Here is a 17953-nt window from a genome sequence, read left to right as displayed (position 1 = left end):
GCGCCGAGCGGGTGAGCGTTGGGGTGACGTTTCTCCACAAACCACCTGGACCCGGCATGGTGGGGGTATGACGCGTGCGGAGATCGTCCGGCTCGCCCGTTGCGTGGTGCGCCGGCCCAGGTGGCAGCTCGTCGTCGCGGTCCCGCTCTCCGCGTGGACCCTCGCGTGGGTGCTCGGCCAGCTCGCCGAGGACCCCCTCACTCCGCTCGGCGTGCTCGCCTGGACCGGCATTCCCCTCGGCTCGGCGTCCGCCTGGGCGCGGGAACGCGTCGACGTCCTCGTCTGGCTCGCCACGATCGGTGGTCTGAGCTGGGCCGCCACCACCGAGCAGGGCCAGTTGCCCGCGCTCGCCGGCTGGTTCGCGGTGCTCGTGGCGGGAGAAGCGGCCGGCTACGAGCACGCGGTCCAGCGGGCGATGCTCAGCATGGTCGTGTTCTTGGTCATCCTTGCCGCCGTGTCGCTCACCGGCCGCCGCGCGTTCGTCGTCGACCGCGTCGCCGTCATGCCCAAGGACGTCGTGAGAGCCGGTGTCACCGCCGCCGTGCTGACCGCCGTGGTCCCCCTGATCGCTCCTGGTCTGGCCCTGACGCGTCTCGTCCGGCCCTATGTGACGAAACCGCCACGGCCGCTCAGGCGGGTTGACGCGCCGCTGCTGCGGGAAACCGGATGAGATGAGCGACTACCTGCCACCCCCGGCGCCTCCGCGAAGTGCTCTGACACTGCGGTTGTGGCTCGCCGGGTTCGGGCTGGTCTTCAACTCGGTCGCCGGGTGGCTGGCACTGCGAGCTGACCTCGTCTGGCTTGGAGTCGTTCTTTTGCTACTCGCCGTCATCTGCGTTGTGGACTTCGGTTGGGTAGTTCATCGCAAACGCCGTGGCGACCCGGGCTGAACCTGTCAGGAACCTGTGCTTGGGCATATCGGCTTGTATGGATAAAGATGTTCGCGTGCATGAAGACCCGGCCAAAGGCAGATTAGCCAGGGTGATGCGTCGACAGCCGGTGCAACAGCGTGGCGCGGCTACTGTCTCCGCGATCCTGGACGCTTGTGCGAGCCTGCTGAACGAATACGACTATGACGACATCACCACGGCGCGCATCGTCGATGTGGCCGGAGTGCCCATTGGTTCCTTCTATCAGTACTTCCCGGACAAAAGATCCGTTGTGCACGCTCTTGCGCTGCGTGGGATGGAGACCTATCTCCGCGAGGTCGAGGAGCTGTTCGCCGGTGACCTGATCGCGGACACGTGGCACGAGGCCATGACGCAGGTCGTCAGCGTCTACCTGAGGATGCTGACCGACGTGCCCGGCTTCGGGCGGGTGCGGTTCAGCGACATGCTGGACAGCCACCGGCTCGACTCCAGCGTTGACCAGTACGAGCTCATGGCCGAACGGCTGGCGGAGATGTTCGTCGACCGGTTCGGCTCGCACGGCGACGCCCCGGTGACGCTGACCTTCCGGATCGCCGTGCAGACCGCGGACGCGCTGTTCAAGCTCGCCGAACGAGTCGACGAGGACGACCGCGCGTACGTGGTCGGCACGGCGAACGAACTTCTCGCCGGCATGCTCGGGTCAGTGCTGGAAGCGCCTCACAAGCCGTAGGCCTCGAGCATCCGCAGCCAGACCTCGCTGATCGTCGGGTACGAGGGCACCGCGTGCCACAACCGGTCCACGGTGACCTCTCCGACGATCGCGACGGTCGCCGAGTGCAGCAGCTCGGCCACGTCCTGACCGACGAACGTGACGCCGACCAGCGTCCGCGTGCGTTCGTCCACGACCATCCGCGTCCTGCCCTTGTACCCGTCCGCGTGCAGCGACGAGCCGGCGACCGCGATGTCGAGGTCGACCACCTTGATCTCCCGCCCGGCCGCCCGCGCCTCCTCGGCGGTGTGCCCGACGAACGCGACCTCGGGGTCGGTGAACACGACCTGCGGCACGGCCACGTGGTCCGCCCACGCCTGACCGGCCGACCACTGCTTGGGCTCGAACCCGCGCGACCGCTCCAGGATCGCCGTGCCGACCGCGCGGGCCTGGTACTTGCCCTGGTGCGTCAGCAACGCACGCCCGGTGACGTCACCGGCCGCGTACAGCCAGCGTCCGTCCACACCGGACACCAGGCCGGAGTCGTCGATGGTCAGCGGCTTGCGGTCCTTGGTCGCCGGCACACGTCCGGTGGCGACGAGGATCTCCGAGCCCTTCACCACCCGGCCGTCCTGCAACGTCAGCGCGCCCGGCGCGACAGCCGCCGCACGGGCGCCCAGCAGCACCTCGACGCCGTCGGCCTGAAGGCCCTCGACGACCAGCGGCCCGACGAACTCCTCCAGCCGCGGCAACGGCCGGTCGCCGGACACGACCAGCGTCACCTTCGACCCGAGCCGCGCCCACGCCTGCGCCATCTCGACACCGACCACGCCGCCACCCAGCACCACCAGCGAGTCCGGCACCTCACGCGCTGACGTGGCCTCCCGCGAAGTCCACACGGGAGTGTCGGCGATGCCGTCCAGCGGGGGCATCTTCGGCACGCTGCCGGTGCACACCACGACGGCCTGACGCGCCCGGTGCACCTCACCGCCGACGGTGACCTCGCGCTCGCCGGTCACCTCGCCGTCACCGCGGATGACGTGGATGTTCTCCGACTCGGCCCACTTGACCTGGCCGGAGTCGTCCCAGTTGGCGGTGAAGCCGGTGCGCCGCGCGAGCACTTCCTTCGGGTCCAGCGAACCCGCGTTCACGCCCTGGACGCGCTGGGCGGCCGCGAGCGCGTGACCGGGCCGCAGCAGCGCCTTCGACGGCATGCACGCCCAGTACGAGCACTCGCCGCCGACCAGCTCTTTCTCGATCATGGCGGTGGACAGGCCACCTGCCGCCGTCCGCCAGGCCACGTTCTCACCAACAGGGCCACCACCGATGACGATGACGTCGAAGTCCATGGCCGCCACCCTAGGCCTGGATCAGGAAAGCCACACCAAGCAGAACGGGTGCCCGACGGGATCCGCGTAGACCCGGAACGTGTCGTCGTTGTCCTTCTGCACCAACCGTGCGCCGATCTCCAACGCCCGAGGTTCGGCTTCCTCGATGTCCTCGACCAGCACGTCGAGGTGGAACTGCTGCGAGCCGTGCGGATCGGGGAACGTCGGCGGTTGGTACTCAGGGGCGAGCTGGAACGCGACGCGGGTGCCGTTCGCGACGATCACCTGCCAGGTGTCGTCACCGCCGGCCAGGCGCTCGGCGCCGAGCAGTTTCTCGTAGAACGACGCCAGCGCAGACGGATCAGGGCAGTCGAGCACGACAGAGCGAAGTTGTCCGACCATGCCCTCCACCCTCTACCGGGTGGCGGGCAGCCGCAACGCCTGCTTGGCGATCGGGTCAAGGGACTGGTCGCCCGCGCCGCCGGACCAGATCACGAACGCCAGTTGTACGTGGCTGCCCTTCACGCCGCTCGCGAACGCCGCGTTCTGCAGCGGTTTGCCGTCGGGCCCGTGCACACCGCCGGAACCCGGCAGGCTGACGACCGAGAACAACGCCTTCGCGCTCGGTGAGTCGAGCAGGTCCAGGTCCGCCACCAGCACGGTCGCCGGCTTGTTCTGCACCGTCGTCTCGTAGGTGGCGCGCAGCATCTCCCCGCACTCGTTCGCGATCAGCCACGCCTTGACGTCCCCGAACGCCTGTGCCTGGCAGTCCTTGTCCTTCTTCGTCTCCTTCGGCACGAACGTCGTGCCGTCCACGACCACCGTCGTCGGCTGCGGCACCGTCGGTGTCGGCGTCGCCCCGTTCGCGTGGTCGTCGCCGCCGGACAACAGGGTGGTCAGCCACACCAGCAGGACCAGCGCGATGATCCCGACGGCGCCGAGGATCGCCAGCGTCCTGGTTTGCGGCAAGCGTTTGCGCGTGATCAGTGGCCCGGCCTGGACCTTGGGGATCAGCATCGTGTGCGCGGACGCGAGATCGGGGGAGACCGCGTCGCTGAAGCCCTCGGTGAGCAGGGACCGCGCGTCCGGTGGTGTGCCGGTGGTCTGCAGGATCGCGAGGAGCTTCACCGCGTGGTCGGCCGTGCAGGGCACCGTCGACGTCGCGAGCTCACGTGCCGCGGTGAGCACAGTGGACGGTTTGGGGTGCAGCACGCGGATACCGCGGTTGAGGTCGACGGTCGGCTGGACGACCTGGCTCACGAACGGGCCGACCGCCACGACCGTGCTGACCGGCAACGGCTCGGCGCGCATGGCCTGGATCCGCTGCGCCACCGCGGTCGCCGCCGCCACGGCCTCGGCCGCGGGGTTCGGCGCGCCGTCCTGGCTGACGAGCGGCCAGCCGTCGATCTTCCACTGGCCGCCGAGCGGCGCCTCCAGCTTCACCGCCGGGTCGGGCAGGTCGACCCCGACGATCACCAGAACACCCTTGGGCAGCACGACGATCGCGTCGAGCGGCAGGGGGCAGTCGGGTGGCTGCACGCCGATCAGCGCGACGCCCCCCAGAGCTTGGGTACCCGCGCCGCACGCCGTGAGGGCGGCACGAACGTCCGCCCCAATGGCCGAAGGTTCAGCGCCCAGACGGATCAGCCGCACGAGTCCCTACCTTTCCGCACGGGGGGACACGGTAGCGGTCCGGGGTCGAGCCGATGCAGCCAGTCGAGACGTTGCGTGACGCCCGTCACCTATAAGTGGATCACTCGTTAGATGGATTGCCTGCCTAAGTTCACGGAGGGTCCATGTACAAACGCGCCGCCCTGTTCGCCGTACTGCTCGTGGCCGCCTCATCCCCTGTCGCGACGGCCGCACCGACCTCCACGGTCTACGTCCACGGAACCGACATCGCCGCCGCCGAACAGGCGGTGGAGGCCGCTGGTCTGCAGAAGCTGACCAGTTTCCGCAAGATCGGCGTGGTCGCCGCGCGGGGTGACTCCGCGCGGATCTCGTCCGCCAGGGCCAAGGCGGGAGTGACGCGCGTCGAGGTCCAGAAACCGATCAAGTTCCTCGGTTCGACCTCGCACACCGCCACCCGCGGCCTGGACGCCCGCAACAGCCTCGGGCTGACCGGCGCGGGCGTGTCGGTCGCGGTGATCGACTCCGGCGTCGACCCGACGCACCCGTCGTTCGGCGGCCGGATCGTCCGCAACCTCAAGAGCCTGTGCCTCGACGGGGCGTCGGACTCCAGCTGCATCGTGCCGGTGCCGAACTCCCTCGACACCGACACCACGTCGCTGGGCGGCCACGGCACCCACGTCACCGGCATCGCGATCGGCGGCGACGTGCAGACCACCGGCGGACCGGTGATCCACGGCGCGGCGCCGGGCGCGAAGGGCGTCGTGATCTCCACCGGTGCGGCGATCCTCATCCTCGGCGCGGACGCCGCGCTCAACTGGGTGCTGGAGAACCACAACGCTCCGTGCGGCGCCGGTGTCCCCGCGTCGACCTGCCCGCCGATCAAGGTGATCAACAACTCCTACGGTCCGTCCGGCGGCGGTGCGTTCGACCCCGAGTCGGTGACCGTCAAGCTGCAGCGCCGGCTCGTGGCCGAAGGAGTCGTCGTGGTGTGGGCGAACGGCAACGACGGCGGTGACGGCTCGGCGAACCTGTCGAACCCGCCCGGCATCGACCCGACGCCCGGCGTGATCTCGGTGGCCTCCTACAACGACCAGGGCACCGGCACCCGTGACGGCGTGCTGTCGGACTTCTCGTCACGCGGTCTCGCCACGGACTCCGCGACGTGGCCGGACATCTCCGCGCCCGGCGAGAACATCACCTCGTCCTGCCGCCTGTACCTGCCGATCTGCGCGACCGGGCTGGACCCGCAGAACGGTCCCGGACTGCTCGACCTGGGGACCTTCAACACCATCAGCGGCACTTCGATGGCGGCACCGCACATCGCCGGCATCGTCGCACAGCTGTTCCAGGCCAAGCCTTCCGCGACGCCCGCCGACGTCGAGCGCGCGCTCAAGTCGACGGCCCACAAGTACGGCACCGGCTACCAGCCGGTCGGGCCCCTCACCTCGTCGTTCGACAAGGGAACGGGTCTGGTCGACGTCGTCGCCGCGGTAAACGCTCTGTAGATCACGATCGCGCATCGCTCGGCCGGGGAGATCGGGACTTAAGGCCTGTATCTGCCCCGGTCGGGTGATGATCGAGCTGGTTCTTATGGCGGACATGGCTCAAGTCGAGGCAGAATGCAGCGAACGGGTTCCACGGAGATCACCTCACTCGGCAAAGGCGTAGGGGAAGACGTCCCTCGTCGAGTAGCGGAGGTCAGCAGTGAGCACCCGTGGCAGCACCAGTGGCGTGGTCTACGTCCACTCGTCGCCGTCTGCGGTCTGTCCGCACGTCGAGTGGGCTATCTCGGGCACCCTCGGTGTCAGAGTGGACCTCAGGTGGGCAGCGCAACCCGCGGCACCAGGCCAGTTGCGCGCTGAATGCGCGTGGACCGGAGACGCCGGTACCGGCGCGAAACTCGTGGCTGCGCTGCGCGCGTGGCCAATGCTTCGCTTCGAGGTGACCGAGGAAGCGTCACCTGGTCAGGACGGCGAACGTTTCTGCTTCGCGCCGGTTCTGGGACTGTGGCACGCCCGGACATCGGCCAACGGTGACATCGTGGTCAACGAGGACCAGCTCCGCGCGCTCGCGGTCAGATCCCGTGGCGGGGAGTCGTTCGCGCACGGTGTGGACGAGCTGCTCGGCGCCGCGTGGGACGACGCGCTGGAACCGTTCCGCCGGGCGGGCGATGGCGCACCGGTCACCTGGCTGCACCGTGTCGGCTAACTGGATCGTTTAGTCCGGAGTGGACCCCGCGCTCACCGTTTGGGCAGCGGGGTTTCCTCGTGGTGGGTGGGATCCCAGGCCAGCATGAGCTGTCCGTAGAGCGGCGAGGTCTTCAGCAGGTTCTCGTGGGTGCCCAGCAACGGCTTGCCGCCGTCCATGACCAGCACGCGGTTCGCCCGCAGGGCCGAGCTCAACCGGTGCGCGATCACCACGAGAACTCCTTCCCGTTCCGCGAAAGCCCGTTCGACCCGCGCTTCCGCGGCCGGGTCCAGGTGTGAGGTCGCCTCGTCGAGGATCACGACGCTCGCGGACGTGACGTAGACCCGCGCGAGCGCGAGAAGTTGGGCCTCACCAGCGGAAAGTCCTTCGCCGGCGTGACCGAGCGCGGCGTCCAGGCCGCCGAGGCGGTCCAGAAGTGGTTTGGCGCCAACCTTCTTCACCGCGTCGACGAGATCTTCGTCGGTGACCCACGGCGCGAGCAGGGTGAGATTTTCCCGCACGGTGCCGGTGAAGAGGTACGTCTCCTGCGGAATCAGCGCGATCGCGTGGTGCCTGACGGTCGGCGTCACCCGGTCCACGGGGGCGCCGCCGAACAGCACGCGGCCGTTGTCGGGCGGCATCAGGCCGGTGAGCAGACTGGCCATTGTGGACTTGCCGATGCCGGACGGTCCGACCACGGCCAGGTGGTCGCCGGGGCGCAGGTCCAGTGACAGGCCGCGCAGCACCGGTTCCGCGTCCGGGCTCCAGCCGAAAGTGACGTCACGCAGCACGAACTCGCCGTTGGACGGGACTTCCGTGCCGACTTCCGTGCGCGTCCGCGGTGCAGCTTCCTGAAGTCGTTTGAGCGCAACCATGAGACGCATGACGACGGTGCTGGTCGTGCGCGCGAGGCCGTGCAGCGCGGGGTTCACGCTGTTGGTCAGGTAGACGACGGCGGCCAGCGCCGCGCCGGCGGTGAGCTGGCCGGACGCGACCAGCGGGGGAGCGAACGCCACGAGCAGCACGATCGGCGCGAAGCCGCCGATCGCGATCACCGTGGCGCGCAACGAGTTCGCCCAGGCGACGGTGACCGTGGCGCCGGCCTGCTGGTCGATCTGCGTGGCGATGTCCTGGTAAGCCTCGTCGGAGGCGTTGCAGGCGGCGACGTCTCGCAGGCCGGTGAGCACCGCGCCGGACGCTTCCGCGGTGCGTTCGTCGGCCATCACGGCGTCGCGCTGGCGTTTCGCCAGTGACGGAAGCATGAGCCCGAAAAGCACCAGCGCGGCCACGATCGGGAGCACGACCAACCAGATCAGCGCGGCGGCCGTCGTCGCGAGACCGATCAGCGCGGCGACCGTGGTGACCAGAAGGGCACGAGCCTGAACGAGCACACCGGCCGTGGCGTCGCGGACCACCTCGACGTGCCGGGTGATCATGGCGACCGCGCTGGCATCCGGGGTCCTGCGGTGCGTCGGGTCGTTCAGGACACCCTTGACGACCCGTGTGACCAGGGCGTCGCGCATGGGTTCGACGACATCGCCGAGCCGGGCGAACACCTGCCGCTGGCCGAGCGCTCCCAGCACCGCGAGCGCGGCGAACGCGAGCAGCCACAGCACACCGGCCAGCGGGTTTCCCGCGGCGAAGCCCTTGTCGACGGCCGTGCCGACGAGCTTGCCGCCGAAGAACGCCGGTACGCCTTCGAGCATCGACCAGCCGAGCAGGACGAGGACACCTCTGCGGTGCCCGGCCAGCGTGGAGAGGTAGAAACGCATCACTCGCCCCCGGTGAACACAGCGCGGTAGTCCTCGTCGTCCCACAGTTCGGCGTGGGTGCCGGTGCCTCTGAGCCGGCCGTTCTCCAACCACACCACGACATCGGCCCGTGCTGCCGTGGCGGGGCGGTGCGTCACCACGACCCTGGTGCGGCCGGGCAGCGCGGTCGTGAGCGCCTTGTCCACTTTGGCCTCGGTCACCGTGTCCAGACTCGCGGTGGCGTCGTCGAGCACGAGGACTTCCGGATCCCGCACGATCGCGCGCGCCAAGCCGATCCGTTGTGCCTCACCGCCGGACAGCGGCGCATCGGAAAGCGGGGTTTCGTAGCCCTGTGGCAGGCGGATCAGCGCGTCGTGCACCTGGGCGGCCACAGCGGCGTCGCGCACCTGGATCTCGTCCGCGTCCGTTCCATAGCCGATCGAACGACCGATCGTCGTGCCCAGCAGCGCGGGACGTTCGAAGGCATAACCGACCTGGCCGTCCCGCGCGACCTCGCCTTCGTCCACAACGGACAGTCCGCCGAGCACCGCGGCCAGCGTCGACTTGCCCGCTCCGGAGCTGCCGACGACCGCGGCGAACGCGCCTTCGGGGATCGTGAGGCTCACGTCGTGCAACGCGCCGTTGATGCTCACGTTCCTGAGTTCGATGCTCCCGTCGGAGGACTTGGGAGCCGGGCGGCGCACCGGCGGGGTGTCGAGGACCTCCGCGATCCGGGTGGCCGACGCTCGGGTGCGTTCCAGCGCGGTGAGCTGCGGGATCTGCCCGACGATGCCCATGCCGAGCGCGGTGTACCCGAGGGCGGCGAGCACGTCACCGGCGGTCAGCCTGCCCTGGAGAATGCCGAAACCGGCCGCGATGAGCACGGCCAGTTCCACGGCCGGCAGCAGGAGTCCCGCGCGCCACATCATCTTCGCCTGGGTGCGCCACATGCCGCCGCCCGCCGCGGCGAGACGGGGCAGCGGCTGCAACACCCGGCCGGACTCGCGGTCGGCGATGCCCGCCGCGGCGATCGTGTGCCGGCCGGCCACGGCGTCGACCAGGCGGGCCGAGATCTCGCCGGAGACCTCCTGATAGGCCAGCACGTCGTCGGCGGTGAGCTGCATGTGCGAGCGGACGAGGAGCATCGCCAGCGGCACGCTGACCGCGAACACCGCTGCCAACCGCCAGTCCAGCAACGCCAGCGCCACGACCGAGCCGACCGAGGACACCGCGGCGATGATCAGGGACATCACGGTGACCACGACACTGCCCGCGTTGCCGCAGTCGCCGGTCAGCCGGCTCACCGCGTCACCGGCGGCGAACCGCGGCGGGTGACCGAGTGCGAGGAGGTGGCGGGAGAGCCGTTTGCGCAGCCACGCGGTGGCGCGGGCGGTGATGCTCGCGGCGAGCACGATGCCGATCGCGTCGCCGACGATCTCGGTGGCCGCGAGCAGGAGCAGCCACAGGACGGTCACCAGCACGAACGTTCCGCTCAACGCCATGTCGACGGCGTTGGCGAGAGCGGTGGGGAGCAGCAGACCGGCCGTGGTGGCCACCGCGGCGTTGAGCAGCAACAGCCACGGGCGCACGTCTCGCCGTACGAGGGAGAACAGCAGGGCGTCACCGGGTTTGGCCATCGGCTGTTCCTCCGGAGGTCATGAGGGCGCATCATGAGCGAGGGCCCGACAGCTGGCCGGCTGCCGGGCCCTGCAGTTGGCGGGTGAGCGGCATACTTCGCCTATGCCGCTCACTCACCGCGGTGGTTCAGTTGAGGCGTGTGTCAGCAGGCCAGCAGGCTGACGGTGCTGTGCGAGCAGGGGAGCAGCAGCGACGCGTTCGACGCGGTCGTGGAGCCACCGCCACCGCCGCCGCCACCCGACGCCATCGCGTTGCTCGGCGCCTCGGGGGTCTCGAGGTCCTGCATGTCAAGGATGAAGCCCATGACAATCTCCTAATTTCGAGGGATCGAACTGTGTTTACTGCTACCGGTCGGTGAGGACCGGCGTTCGTGAGCCCAGGAAGGGCAGTGGTGGGCGGCCGTCCACAGTGGACGCTATGGCGAGCAGAACGCCCGCGCCGCCGGTGTTGAGGTCCATCGAGAGCCGGCGCAGCTGGACGCCGGGGAACGCGATCCCGGCACCGAAGCGCACGGCGTGCCAGCCGAGTGCCCGCAGGTGCATCCGCACCGAGCCTTCGAGCCGTTCGTCCGGCCGGTACCGCGTCGCGTGAGCGAGCGTGGCCATCAGACCGGCCCTGCCCAGCGTGAACGCGGGCTGGATGACGAACTCGCCGGTGCAGCCGCTGAGCAGTTCGGGCAGCTTCTCTACGCACGGGCGTTCAGGTGCGATGTTCGCGAACTCGGTGAGCGCCAACGCGATGCCCGCACCGCCGATGCCGACGTACGGCAGGCTTCGGAACGTGCCGTCCCGCACCTGAAGCGAGCCGTCCAGCGCCACCATCGTCTCGGCCAGATCGCGTTCGAGCGCCTGCTCCGCGAGCTCGAGCCAGCGCCGTTCGGTGGTGTGCTCGAACATCCGCAGGAAGAACAACGCGGGTCCGGACCAGCCGTGCAGCAGACCGGCCTTCGCCTTGTCACCTGGTCCGGGATCGCCGGCCAGCTGCTTCGCGAGCCGTTCGGCGAGCACCTCGGCCTTGATCGCGAAGCCGTCGTCCTGGCGGGTGTCCGCGAAGTGCAGCAGGTTGAGCCCGATGCCGGACAGCCCCGCGCTCAGCCCGTGGTCCTGCGTGGCGGGGACCAGCGCCGCGTAGCTCTCGACGAGTTCGGTCGCGAGGTCGTGATGGCCGAAGTTCTCCAGCACGTGCGCGATGCCGTGTGCGCCGACGAAGAACCCCGCCTGCTTCGGCGGATCCTTCCGCACGGCCTTGATCAGCCAGTCCTCGTGCTCGGGGTAGCGGCCTTCACCGCTGACGTCGAGTGCGTGCAGCACACCTGCCGCGCCGTAGCCGAAGCACGTGCCGCCGACCTCGAACTGCTCGATGTCGCCGGGGAACAGCCGGTCCGTCCGTTGTGGCGTCGCGCTGTGCAGGATCGCGGTGGCGATCTCCTTGCGCACGACCGTCCAGTCCGGGTTCTCCTCGTCGAACTGGGTGAACGCGGGGTCCGTCGGCGGGTCGACGCGCGGCGTGAGCACGTCGATGATCGCCTGGCCGTACTCGTCGCTGAGCCCGAACCGTTGCTGGACGACCTTGACGTGCTGGGGGAGTTTCGCGGGTGCGAGCTCCAGCACCGTGTTGAGCGGCAGGAAGATCCACAGCTTGAGCGCGGCGAGCGGGTGCTCGTCGATCTCGAAACCCTCGCGGTCCTTGGGCGCCTGGAAACCGGGCGCGCCGAGCGTGGGCCGGTGCACGTCGTCGATCGTCGACGACAGCTCGAAGTCGATCAGCGAGATCTCGTCGTCCTCGTCGACCAGGATGTTGAGCGTGTGCAGGTCGCCGAACACGACCCCGCGCTCGTGCACCCTTTCGACCAGGTCCTCGACCTTGCCGACGAGAGCGAGCGCGCGCTCCCGGTACTCGGCGAGCTTCTCGTCGTCGGTGTCCTTGTGCGTCAAGGGGTAGTTGTGGCCGAGCCACTGCCCGAGCGACCGGCCGGGCATGAACTCCATCGCGACGAAGAGGTGCTCCCACTCGATGAAGCGGTCGTACACCTCCGGCACGCCCTTGACGCCCTTGAGCCTGGTGAGGATGTCGTACTCGCGCTCCAGCCGCGCCACGGCGTCGCGGCCCTCGCGGTCGAGCCCGGCGTGCGGCCGCGCCTCCTTGAGCACGACCTCCTTGCCGTCGCTCTTGCGCGTGGCCAGATAGACGCCGCCGCCGTTGGAGAAGTGCAGCGAACTCTTGATCTGGTAAGGGAACTTGGCGGGATCGCCGGCGTTGCGCTCGGCGAGGTGCGGCGCCAGGAACTCCGGCAGCTCGACCCACTCCGGCACGCTGAAGACCGGCTTGCGCTTGTCCACGACGAGCTCGCCGTCCGGCCCCTCGATCGCGAGCACCTGCTGCCCGTCGACCTCGAGCCACTGCTCGGAGAACCCGCCGTAGCGCACGTACAGCGGTCCCTTGCCGAACCGCAGGTCGCTGAGGACGTAGGCCCCGTGCTCGCCGTCGAGGGTCGCGCCGAGCTCGGTGAGGATCTGCTGGAGCTGCTCGGTGCCCGTCGGGTAGATCGTGATCAGCTTGCCGCTGCCCTCACGGGGTGCGTACTTCGAGTTGCGGGCGAGCACGATCGAGATCGTCGGCAGGTACTTGAACGGGATCCGGCGTTCGACGCAGTAGTCGAACGTGGCCTTGAGCACCCGGCCGGCGTTGTCGAGACCTGCGGAGACGTGAATCTTCCAGCCCTGCTTCGGCAACTGGACTCCGCGGGGGTGGAGGTGCCTCCACACATTGCGCTCGACCTGCACCCAGCCGGCGGGCAGTTCGGGCAGCTCACGCGAAAAGTCGTCGCCGGGGAGGTCGCTTTCGGTGCTGCTCTGCAGATCGTAGAACCGTCGATCTGCGAAGCAGAACGCCTCGTATCTGAGGTCCACCGAATTCCCTCCTCAACCGTTTTGCGATTTCCTTGACGCCGAATATTCCCGCACAATTCGGTGCCTATGGCCAATCCGCCATCTGAGGTATATGGGTACCCCGTTCGTGTCCGAATGAGGCATGGTTACCGGCGCGTATGTGACTCGTTGTGATGAGGTTTGGGGCCGTCTCACCCAGCTGCGAGGTTTGCTGATTGGCCGGTCAACGCACCCGTCCTGGCGTTATGCTAAACGGCCCTGTATCGTTCCGTTTGGGCGAACGTCGATGAGCTGCGGTATTCCAGGCCGATCTCGACGTATAGTTAGGTGCTGGCAACCGTCATATACGCACTGTGTTCCGTACTCTCTTCGGGTGAAGTCGAAATTGGCTGCCAATGCGCGTTTGGCACCGCCGAACGGCGGTATTGGTACCCCTGAAGGAACCCATCCGGAGTATGAGATTGTGCATGCGAATTTATGTAGCAATCATTGTCTTGCTACATGCAAGTTGCATCTGTGGTGAATGTAATCTTTTGGGTGAAGTTTATGTTTTGATGTAACAGGCGCGGTTTTGTGAGCGGCCCTCTGCTGTCCGGTGTGGCGTGCGGGCTAGGCTGCGGGGGTGGGGAGCGTGGCTAGCCGCTGGCTGGTGCCGGCCGTCGTGGTGATCACCGGTGCCGCGGTGGCGGCCGGGATGGTGGGGCGGACGGTCTACTCCCGTCCCGCGGAGGCGAAGGGGTCGCCGGTCGTGCCGTCCTCGTCCGTGGCCGGGCCGCTGCCGGGGACCGCGGAGGTTCGGTTGAGCCCGGACGCGTTCACGCATCCCGATCGGACTTCGGTGCAGACGGTGCTGCAGAAGTACTTCGACGCGATCAACGACCGGGACTTCGCTGAGTGGCGGTCGGTGGTGTCGGCGCAGCGGGGGTCGACGACTGCCGAGTCGACCTGGATGTCGGACTACGAGACCACCCGGGATGGCGGGATGGTCGTGCAGCGGATCGAGTCCGATGTGGTCGGGCGGCGGTTGCGGGTTTTGTTGTCTTTTGTGTCCACTCAGGACGTTGCCAAGGCTCCGGTTGTGTTGCCGGAGCGGTGTATTCGGTGGCGGGTTGTTTATGTGATGGTGTGGGAGGGTGGGGAGTTGAAGGTGGATCTGGCGCCGGAGAGCCGGACTCCCCAGATGGAGAAGTGTTGATCTGGGGGTTGCTGGACGCGACTCATGCGGGTGGTCACCTTGCGTTGGGCGTGTTGCGTTTAGGACTCGGGGCTCCGCCCCGGACCCCGCCAATCTGATCAAAGACCGGCCAGCGCCGCGGGCGGGTTGATGGCACGCCTGTTGCTTTCGGCGGCTGCGCGTTGCGTTGGTGCGGTTCGGGTGGGGTGGTCCCGTCCCAAGCCGGGCCAGAGCGAGCCGCGCCCGAGGGGACCCCTGCACGAGCGTGCCTGGACAGCACGACGCCCCGGGCCGCTGGTGCGGGCCGGGGCGCGTGGGAGTGGGTTAGGCCGGGGTGAAGGCCAGTGCCACGTTGTGGCCGCCGAAGCCGAACGAGTCGTTCACCGCGGCGTCCAGCTTGATCTTGCGGGGTTCGCCCGCGACCACGTCCAGGGTGACGGCCGGGTCCAGGTTCTCCAGGTTGAGCGTTTGGGGAACCACGCCGTCGCGGATCGACAGGACGGTCACGATGGCTTCTACCGCGCCTGCCGCGCCCAGGAGGTGGCCCAGGGCGCCCTTCGGGGCGGTCAGGACCGGGTGGTCGCCGATCGCCTTGCGGATTGCCACGGTTTCCGCGACGTCGCCCACCGGGGTGGAGGTGGCGTGGCAGTTCACGTGGCCCACGTCGGCCGGGTCGATGCCGCCGGAACGCAAGGCGGCGGCGATGGCTCGGGACTGGCCCACGCCCTCGGGGTCCGGGGCGGTGATGTGGTAGCCGTCGGCTGAGGTGCCGATGCCTGCCAGGCGGCCGTAGATCTTGGCGCCACGGGCTTCCGCGAACTCACGGCGTTCCAGGACCATGACGCCCGCGCCTTCGCCCAGGACGAAGCCGTCGCGGCCCGTGTCGAACGGGCGCGAGGCCTTTTCCGGCTCGTCGTTGCGGGTGCTCATGGTGCGGGCCTGGGAGAAGCCCGCGACCGGGATCGCGGTGATGCACGCTTCCGCGCCGCCTGCCACGACCACGTCGGCTTCGCCGGACATGATCATGCGGTAGGCCCACGCGATGGCCTCGGCGCCTGACGCGCAGGCGGAGACCGGGGCGTGCACGCCTGCCTGGGCCTTGAGTTCCAGGCCCACGTGGGCTGCCGGGCCGTTCGGCATCAGCATCGGGACGGTCAGCGGCGACACCTTGCGCAGGCCCTGCGTCTCCAGGAGGTCGTCCTGGGCCAGGAGGGTGATCGCGCCGCCGATGCCGGTGCCGATGATCACGGCCAGGCGCTGGCGGTCGACGGTGTCGTCGTTGTGGCCGGCGTCGGACCACGCCTGGCGGGACGCCACGATGGCGACCTGCTCGGAGCGGTCCAGGCGGCGGGCCTCGACGCGGGGGAGCACCTCGGTCGGGTCGACGACGAGCTGTGAAGCGATCTTGACCGGCAGGTCGTACTTCTCGACCCAGTCGTGGGTCATGGGGCGAACCCCGGATTTGCCGGCCAGGAGCGCGTCCCAGGTCGACGTGACGTCACCACCGAGCGGGGTGGTGGCACCCAGCCCGGTGATGACGACCTCGATGCCGGAAGTCACTTGTTGCTGGTGATGTAGTTCACCGCGTCACCAACGGTCTTGAGGTTGGCCAGCTCGTCGTCCGGGATCTTCACGCCGAACTTGTCCTCAGCCTGGACGGCGATCTCGACCATCGACAGCGAGTCGATGTCGAGGTCGTCCACGAAGGACTTCTCAGCGGTGACGTCGTCGGCGGCCACACCGGCGACCTCTTCGACGATCTCGGCAAGACCGGACAGGACGTTGTCGCTCACTGAAGTTCCCTTTCGATTGAAACGATGGAAAAACTCTGGGTGGTGCTCACGGGCACCGGACCACTTGGCCCGCGTAGGACAGACCCGCGCCGAACCCGACCATCAGCACCACGTCTCCGCTCGAGATCTCGCCCGCGGTCCTCATGTGGTCCAGTGCCATGGGGATCGAGGCCGAGGAGGTGTTGCCGGATTCGACGATGTCTCGAGCGACCTTCAGGTCCTCCCGCGCACCATTGTTGCGCAGGCGCTTGGCGATCGCCTCGATGATGCGGAGATTGGCCTGGTGCGGGGCGAAAACGTCCACATCGGACAGTTCCACGCCCGCGAGCTCGGCGGCGCGGATCGCGATGGGCGCGATCTGGGTCGTCGCCCAGCGGAAGACCGTCTGGCCTTCCTGGTGGATGAACGAGTCGCGGTCGTCGATCCTGATGACCTCGGACATCTCGCCGTCCGAACCCCACGCGACGGGGCCGATGTGGTTCTCGTCGCTGGCGCCCACGACGACGGCACCGGCGCCGTCCGCGAAGATGATCGCGGTCGAGCGGTCGTCCTGGTGGGTCCAGTCGGTGAGCTTCTCCGCGCCGATGACGAGGATGTTCTTCACCGTGCCGGCGCGGACGATGTCCGAGGCGGTCGCGACGGCGTAGCAGAAGCCCGCGCACGCGGCGTTCAGGTCGAACGCGGCGGCGGCCTTGATGCCGATCTTGGTGGCGACCTGCGCGGCGGCGTTCGGGATCGTCGACGGCATGGTGCACGTCGCCACGATCACGCCGCCGATGTCGGCCGGGGTGAGGCCCGCGTCCTCGATCGCCTTGGTGCCCGCCGCGACGGACATGTCCACGACGCCCTCGTCCTTGCTCGCGACGCGCCGGTTCGCGATGCCGACGCGCTCGCGGATCCACTCGTCGGACGTGTCCATGCGAGCGGCGAGGTCGTGGTTGCTGACCACCGTCTCCGGCTGATAGCTGCCGAGGCCGATGATGCGGCTACCCGCAGATGCCTGCGGGGCCTGGAACGTGGTCACTGAGTGGCTCCAACGGTGTCGATCAGCTCCGCGACCTTCTCGAGCTGGTCGGGGGTCTTGAGGGCGAGGGTGGCGGTGCCCTTCATCGCACGCTTGGCGAGACCCGTGAGCGCGCCGGCGGGCGGCAGCTCGACCGAGCCGGCGATGCCCTTCTCGACGAGGGTCGCCTGGCAGACGTCCCAGCGGACCGGGCTGGTGACCTGGGTGACCAGGCGGCGCAGCACCTCGGTGCCCTCGGTGACGAGCTGCCCGTCCTTGTTGGACAGCAGCGGCAGCGACGGGTCGTGCGTGGTGACTTCGGCGGCACGCGCGCGCACCGCGTCTTCGGCGGGCGCCATGTACTTGGTGTGGAACGCGCCCGCGACCGCCAGCTTGCGGACCTTCGCCGTGCCCGGCGGGTTCGCCGCGAGCTCGTCGAGTGCGGGACGAGGACCGGCCGCGACGATCTGGCCGGCGCCGTTGCGGTTGGCGGGCACGAGACCGAGCTCCTCGAGGCGCGCGAGCACCTCCTCCTCGTCGCCACCGAGTACCGCGGCCATGCCGGTCGGCTCGAGCGCGCACGCCTGGGCCATCGCGGCACCGCGCACACCGGCCAGGGCGACCGCGTCGTCGGCGCTGATGACGCCCGCGATCGACGCGGCGGCCAGCTCACCGACCGAGTGGCCCGCGACGATCACGTCGGCGGGCAGTTCGACGCGGCGGCGCAGCTCACCGAACGCGAGCAGCGCGAGCGCCACGACCAGCGGCTGGGTGATCGCGGTGTCGACGATCTCGTCGGCCTCCGCGGTGGTGCCGAGACGCACCAGGTCCAGGTCAGTGATCTCCGACCACGTGCGGACCTGCTTCTCCGCCCCCTCCAGTTCGAGCCAGGGGGTGAGCATGCCGGGAGTCTGGGACCCTTGTCCGGGCGCGAGGAGTGCGATCACGTCGATTACTAAAGCTGGTGAACCCACCGGTACC

Annotated in this window: 17 protein-coding genes; 6 read left to right on the top strand and 11 right to left on the bottom strand. The window is 68.9% G+C overall.

Annotated features, from left to right (window positions below):
* Nucleotides 1-67 precede the first annotated feature (67 nt).
* The 3 genes from B0F77_RS27245 (at nt 68) to B0F77_RS27235 (ending at nt 1599) form a co-directional block, all read left to right on the top strand.
* Nucleotides 68-670, top strand: a complete 603-nt coding sequence (locus tag B0F77_RS27245) for a hypothetical protein (protein ID WP_086665841.1) — start codon at nt 68-70, stop codon at nt 668-670.
* Between the two features lies 1 nt (nt 671).
* A complete protein-coding gene (locus B0F77_RS49960) occupies nt 672-890 on the top strand; it encodes a DUF6343 family protein (RefSeq protein ID WP_086665840.1) in 219 nt (72 codons plus the stop codon).
* Between the two features lie 94 nt (nt 891-984).
* Nucleotides 985-1599 carry a TetR/AcrR family transcriptional regulator gene (locus B0F77_RS27235; protein ID WP_086665839.1) on the top strand — a complete coding sequence of 205 codons (615 nt, stop codon included), beginning with the start codon at nt 985-987 and terminating at the stop codon, nt 1597-1599.
* Here the strand turns inward: B0F77_RS27235 and B0F77_RS27230 are convergent.
* The 3 genes from B0F77_RS27230 to B0F77_RS27220 are packed head-to-tail and all read right to left on the bottom strand — an operon-like array spanning nt 1587 to nt 4559.
* A complete protein-coding gene (locus B0F77_RS27230; RefSeq protein WP_086665838.1) occupies nt 1587-2927 on the bottom strand; it encodes a dihydrolipoyl dehydrogenase family protein in 1341 nt (446 codons plus the stop codon). The two genes, B0F77_RS27235 and B0F77_RS27230, sit on opposite strands and share 13 nt — an antisense overlap.
* Nucleotides 2928-2948: 21 nt before the next feature.
* Nucleotides 2949-3308, bottom strand: coding sequence for a VOC family protein (locus tag B0F77_RS27225; protein WP_086665837.1), 360 nt, complete (start codon nt 3306-3308; stop codon nt 2949-2951).
* 12 nt (nt 3309-3320) lie between these two features.
* The gene (locus tag B0F77_RS27220) at nt 3321-4559 is read right to left on the bottom strand and encodes a hypothetical protein (protein WP_086665836.1); all 1239 of its coding nucleotides are present in this window, start codon (nt 4557-4559) and stop codon (nt 3321-3323) included.
* A 143-nt stretch (nt 4560-4702) separates the two neighbouring features.
* Between B0F77_RS27220 and B0F77_RS27215 the strand changes: the two genes are divergently transcribed.
* Entirely contained in the window at nt 4703-6043 is a 1341-nt protein-coding gene (locus B0F77_RS27215; protein WP_086665835.1) for a S8 family serine peptidase, read from the top strand.
* A gap of 199 nt (nt 6044-6242) precedes the next feature.
* Entirely contained in the window at nt 6243-6746 is a 504-nt protein-coding gene (locus tag B0F77_RS27210) for a DUF3145 domain-containing protein (protein WP_086665834.1), read from the top strand.
* Between the two features lie 32 nt (nt 6747-6778).
* Here B0F77_RS27210 and B0F77_RS27205 read toward each other — a convergent pair whose 3' ends face one another.
* The 4 genes from B0F77_RS27205 to lanKC form a co-directional block, all read right to left on the bottom strand.
* Nucleotides 6779-8497: an ABC transporter ATP-binding protein gene (locus B0F77_RS27205; protein ID WP_086665833.1), complete on the bottom strand. Its 1719-nt coding sequence runs from the start codon at nt 8495-8497 to the stop codon at nt 6779-6781.
* On the bottom strand, nt 8497-10113 hold the full coding sequence (locus tag B0F77_RS27200; protein WP_086665832.1) for an ABC transporter ATP-binding protein: 1617 nt from the start codon (nt 10111-10113) through the stop codon (nt 8497-8499). The genes B0F77_RS27205 and B0F77_RS27200 overlap by 1 nt, the downstream gene beginning before the upstream one ends.
* A 143-nt stretch (nt 10114-10256) precedes the next feature.
* A complete protein-coding gene (locus tag B0F77_RS27195; RefSeq protein WP_086665831.1) occupies nt 10257-10418 on the bottom strand; it encodes a SapB/AmfS family lanthipeptide in 162 nt (53 codons plus the stop codon).
* A gap of 40 nt (nt 10419-10458) precedes the next feature.
* The gene (gene lanKC / locus B0F77_RS27190; protein ID WP_086665830.1) at nt 10459-13023 is read right to left on the bottom strand and encodes a class III lanthionine synthetase LanKC; all 2565 of its coding nucleotides are present in this window, start codon (nt 13021-13023) and stop codon (nt 10459-10461) included.
* A 610-nt stretch (nt 13024-13633) separates the two neighbouring features.
* Between lanKC and B0F77_RS27185 the strand changes: the two genes are divergently transcribed.
* A complete protein-coding gene (locus tag B0F77_RS27185; protein WP_086665829.1) occupies nt 13634-14197 on the top strand; it encodes a hypothetical protein in 564 nt (187 codons plus the stop codon).
* A 303-nt stretch (nt 14198-14500) separates the two neighbouring features.
* Here the strand turns inward: B0F77_RS27185 and fabF are convergent, their stop codons facing one another.
* The 4 genes from fabF to B0F77_RS27165 are packed head-to-tail and all read right to left on the bottom strand — an operon-like array spanning nt 14501 to nt 17919.
* Complete coding sequence (gene fabF / locus B0F77_RS27180) at nt 14501-15736, bottom strand: beta-ketoacyl-ACP synthase II (protein WP_086665828.1); 1236 nt, start codon at nt 15734-15736, stop codon at nt 14501-14503.
* Complete coding sequence (locus tag B0F77_RS27175) at nt 15733-15969, bottom strand: acyl carrier protein (RefSeq protein ID WP_030465146.1); 237 nt, start codon at nt 15967-15969, stop codon at nt 15733-15735. Before B0F77_RS27175 ends, fabF begins: the two co-directional genes overlap by 4 nt.
* 46 nt (nt 15970-16015) lie before the next feature.
* Nucleotides 16016-16993, bottom strand: coding sequence for a beta-ketoacyl-ACP synthase III (locus B0F77_RS27170; RefSeq protein ID WP_086665827.1), 978 nt, complete (start codon nt 16991-16993; stop codon nt 16016-16018).
* Nucleotides 16990-17919, bottom strand: coding sequence for an ACP S-malonyltransferase (locus B0F77_RS27165; protein ID WP_086665826.1), 930 nt, complete (start codon nt 17917-17919; stop codon nt 16990-16992). The genes B0F77_RS27170 and B0F77_RS27165 overlap by 4 nt, the downstream gene beginning before the upstream one ends.
* Between the last annotated feature and the right edge of the window lie 34 nt (nt 17920-17953).

The organism is Lentzea kentuckyensis (assembly GCF_002150765.1).
Lineage (GTDB): Bacteria > Actinomycetota > Actinomycetes > Mycobacteriales > Pseudonocardiaceae > Lentzea > Lentzea kentuckyensis.
The sequence above is the reverse complement of the archived record's forward strand: the minus strand, read 5'-3'. Positions and strand labels throughout refer to the sequence as shown.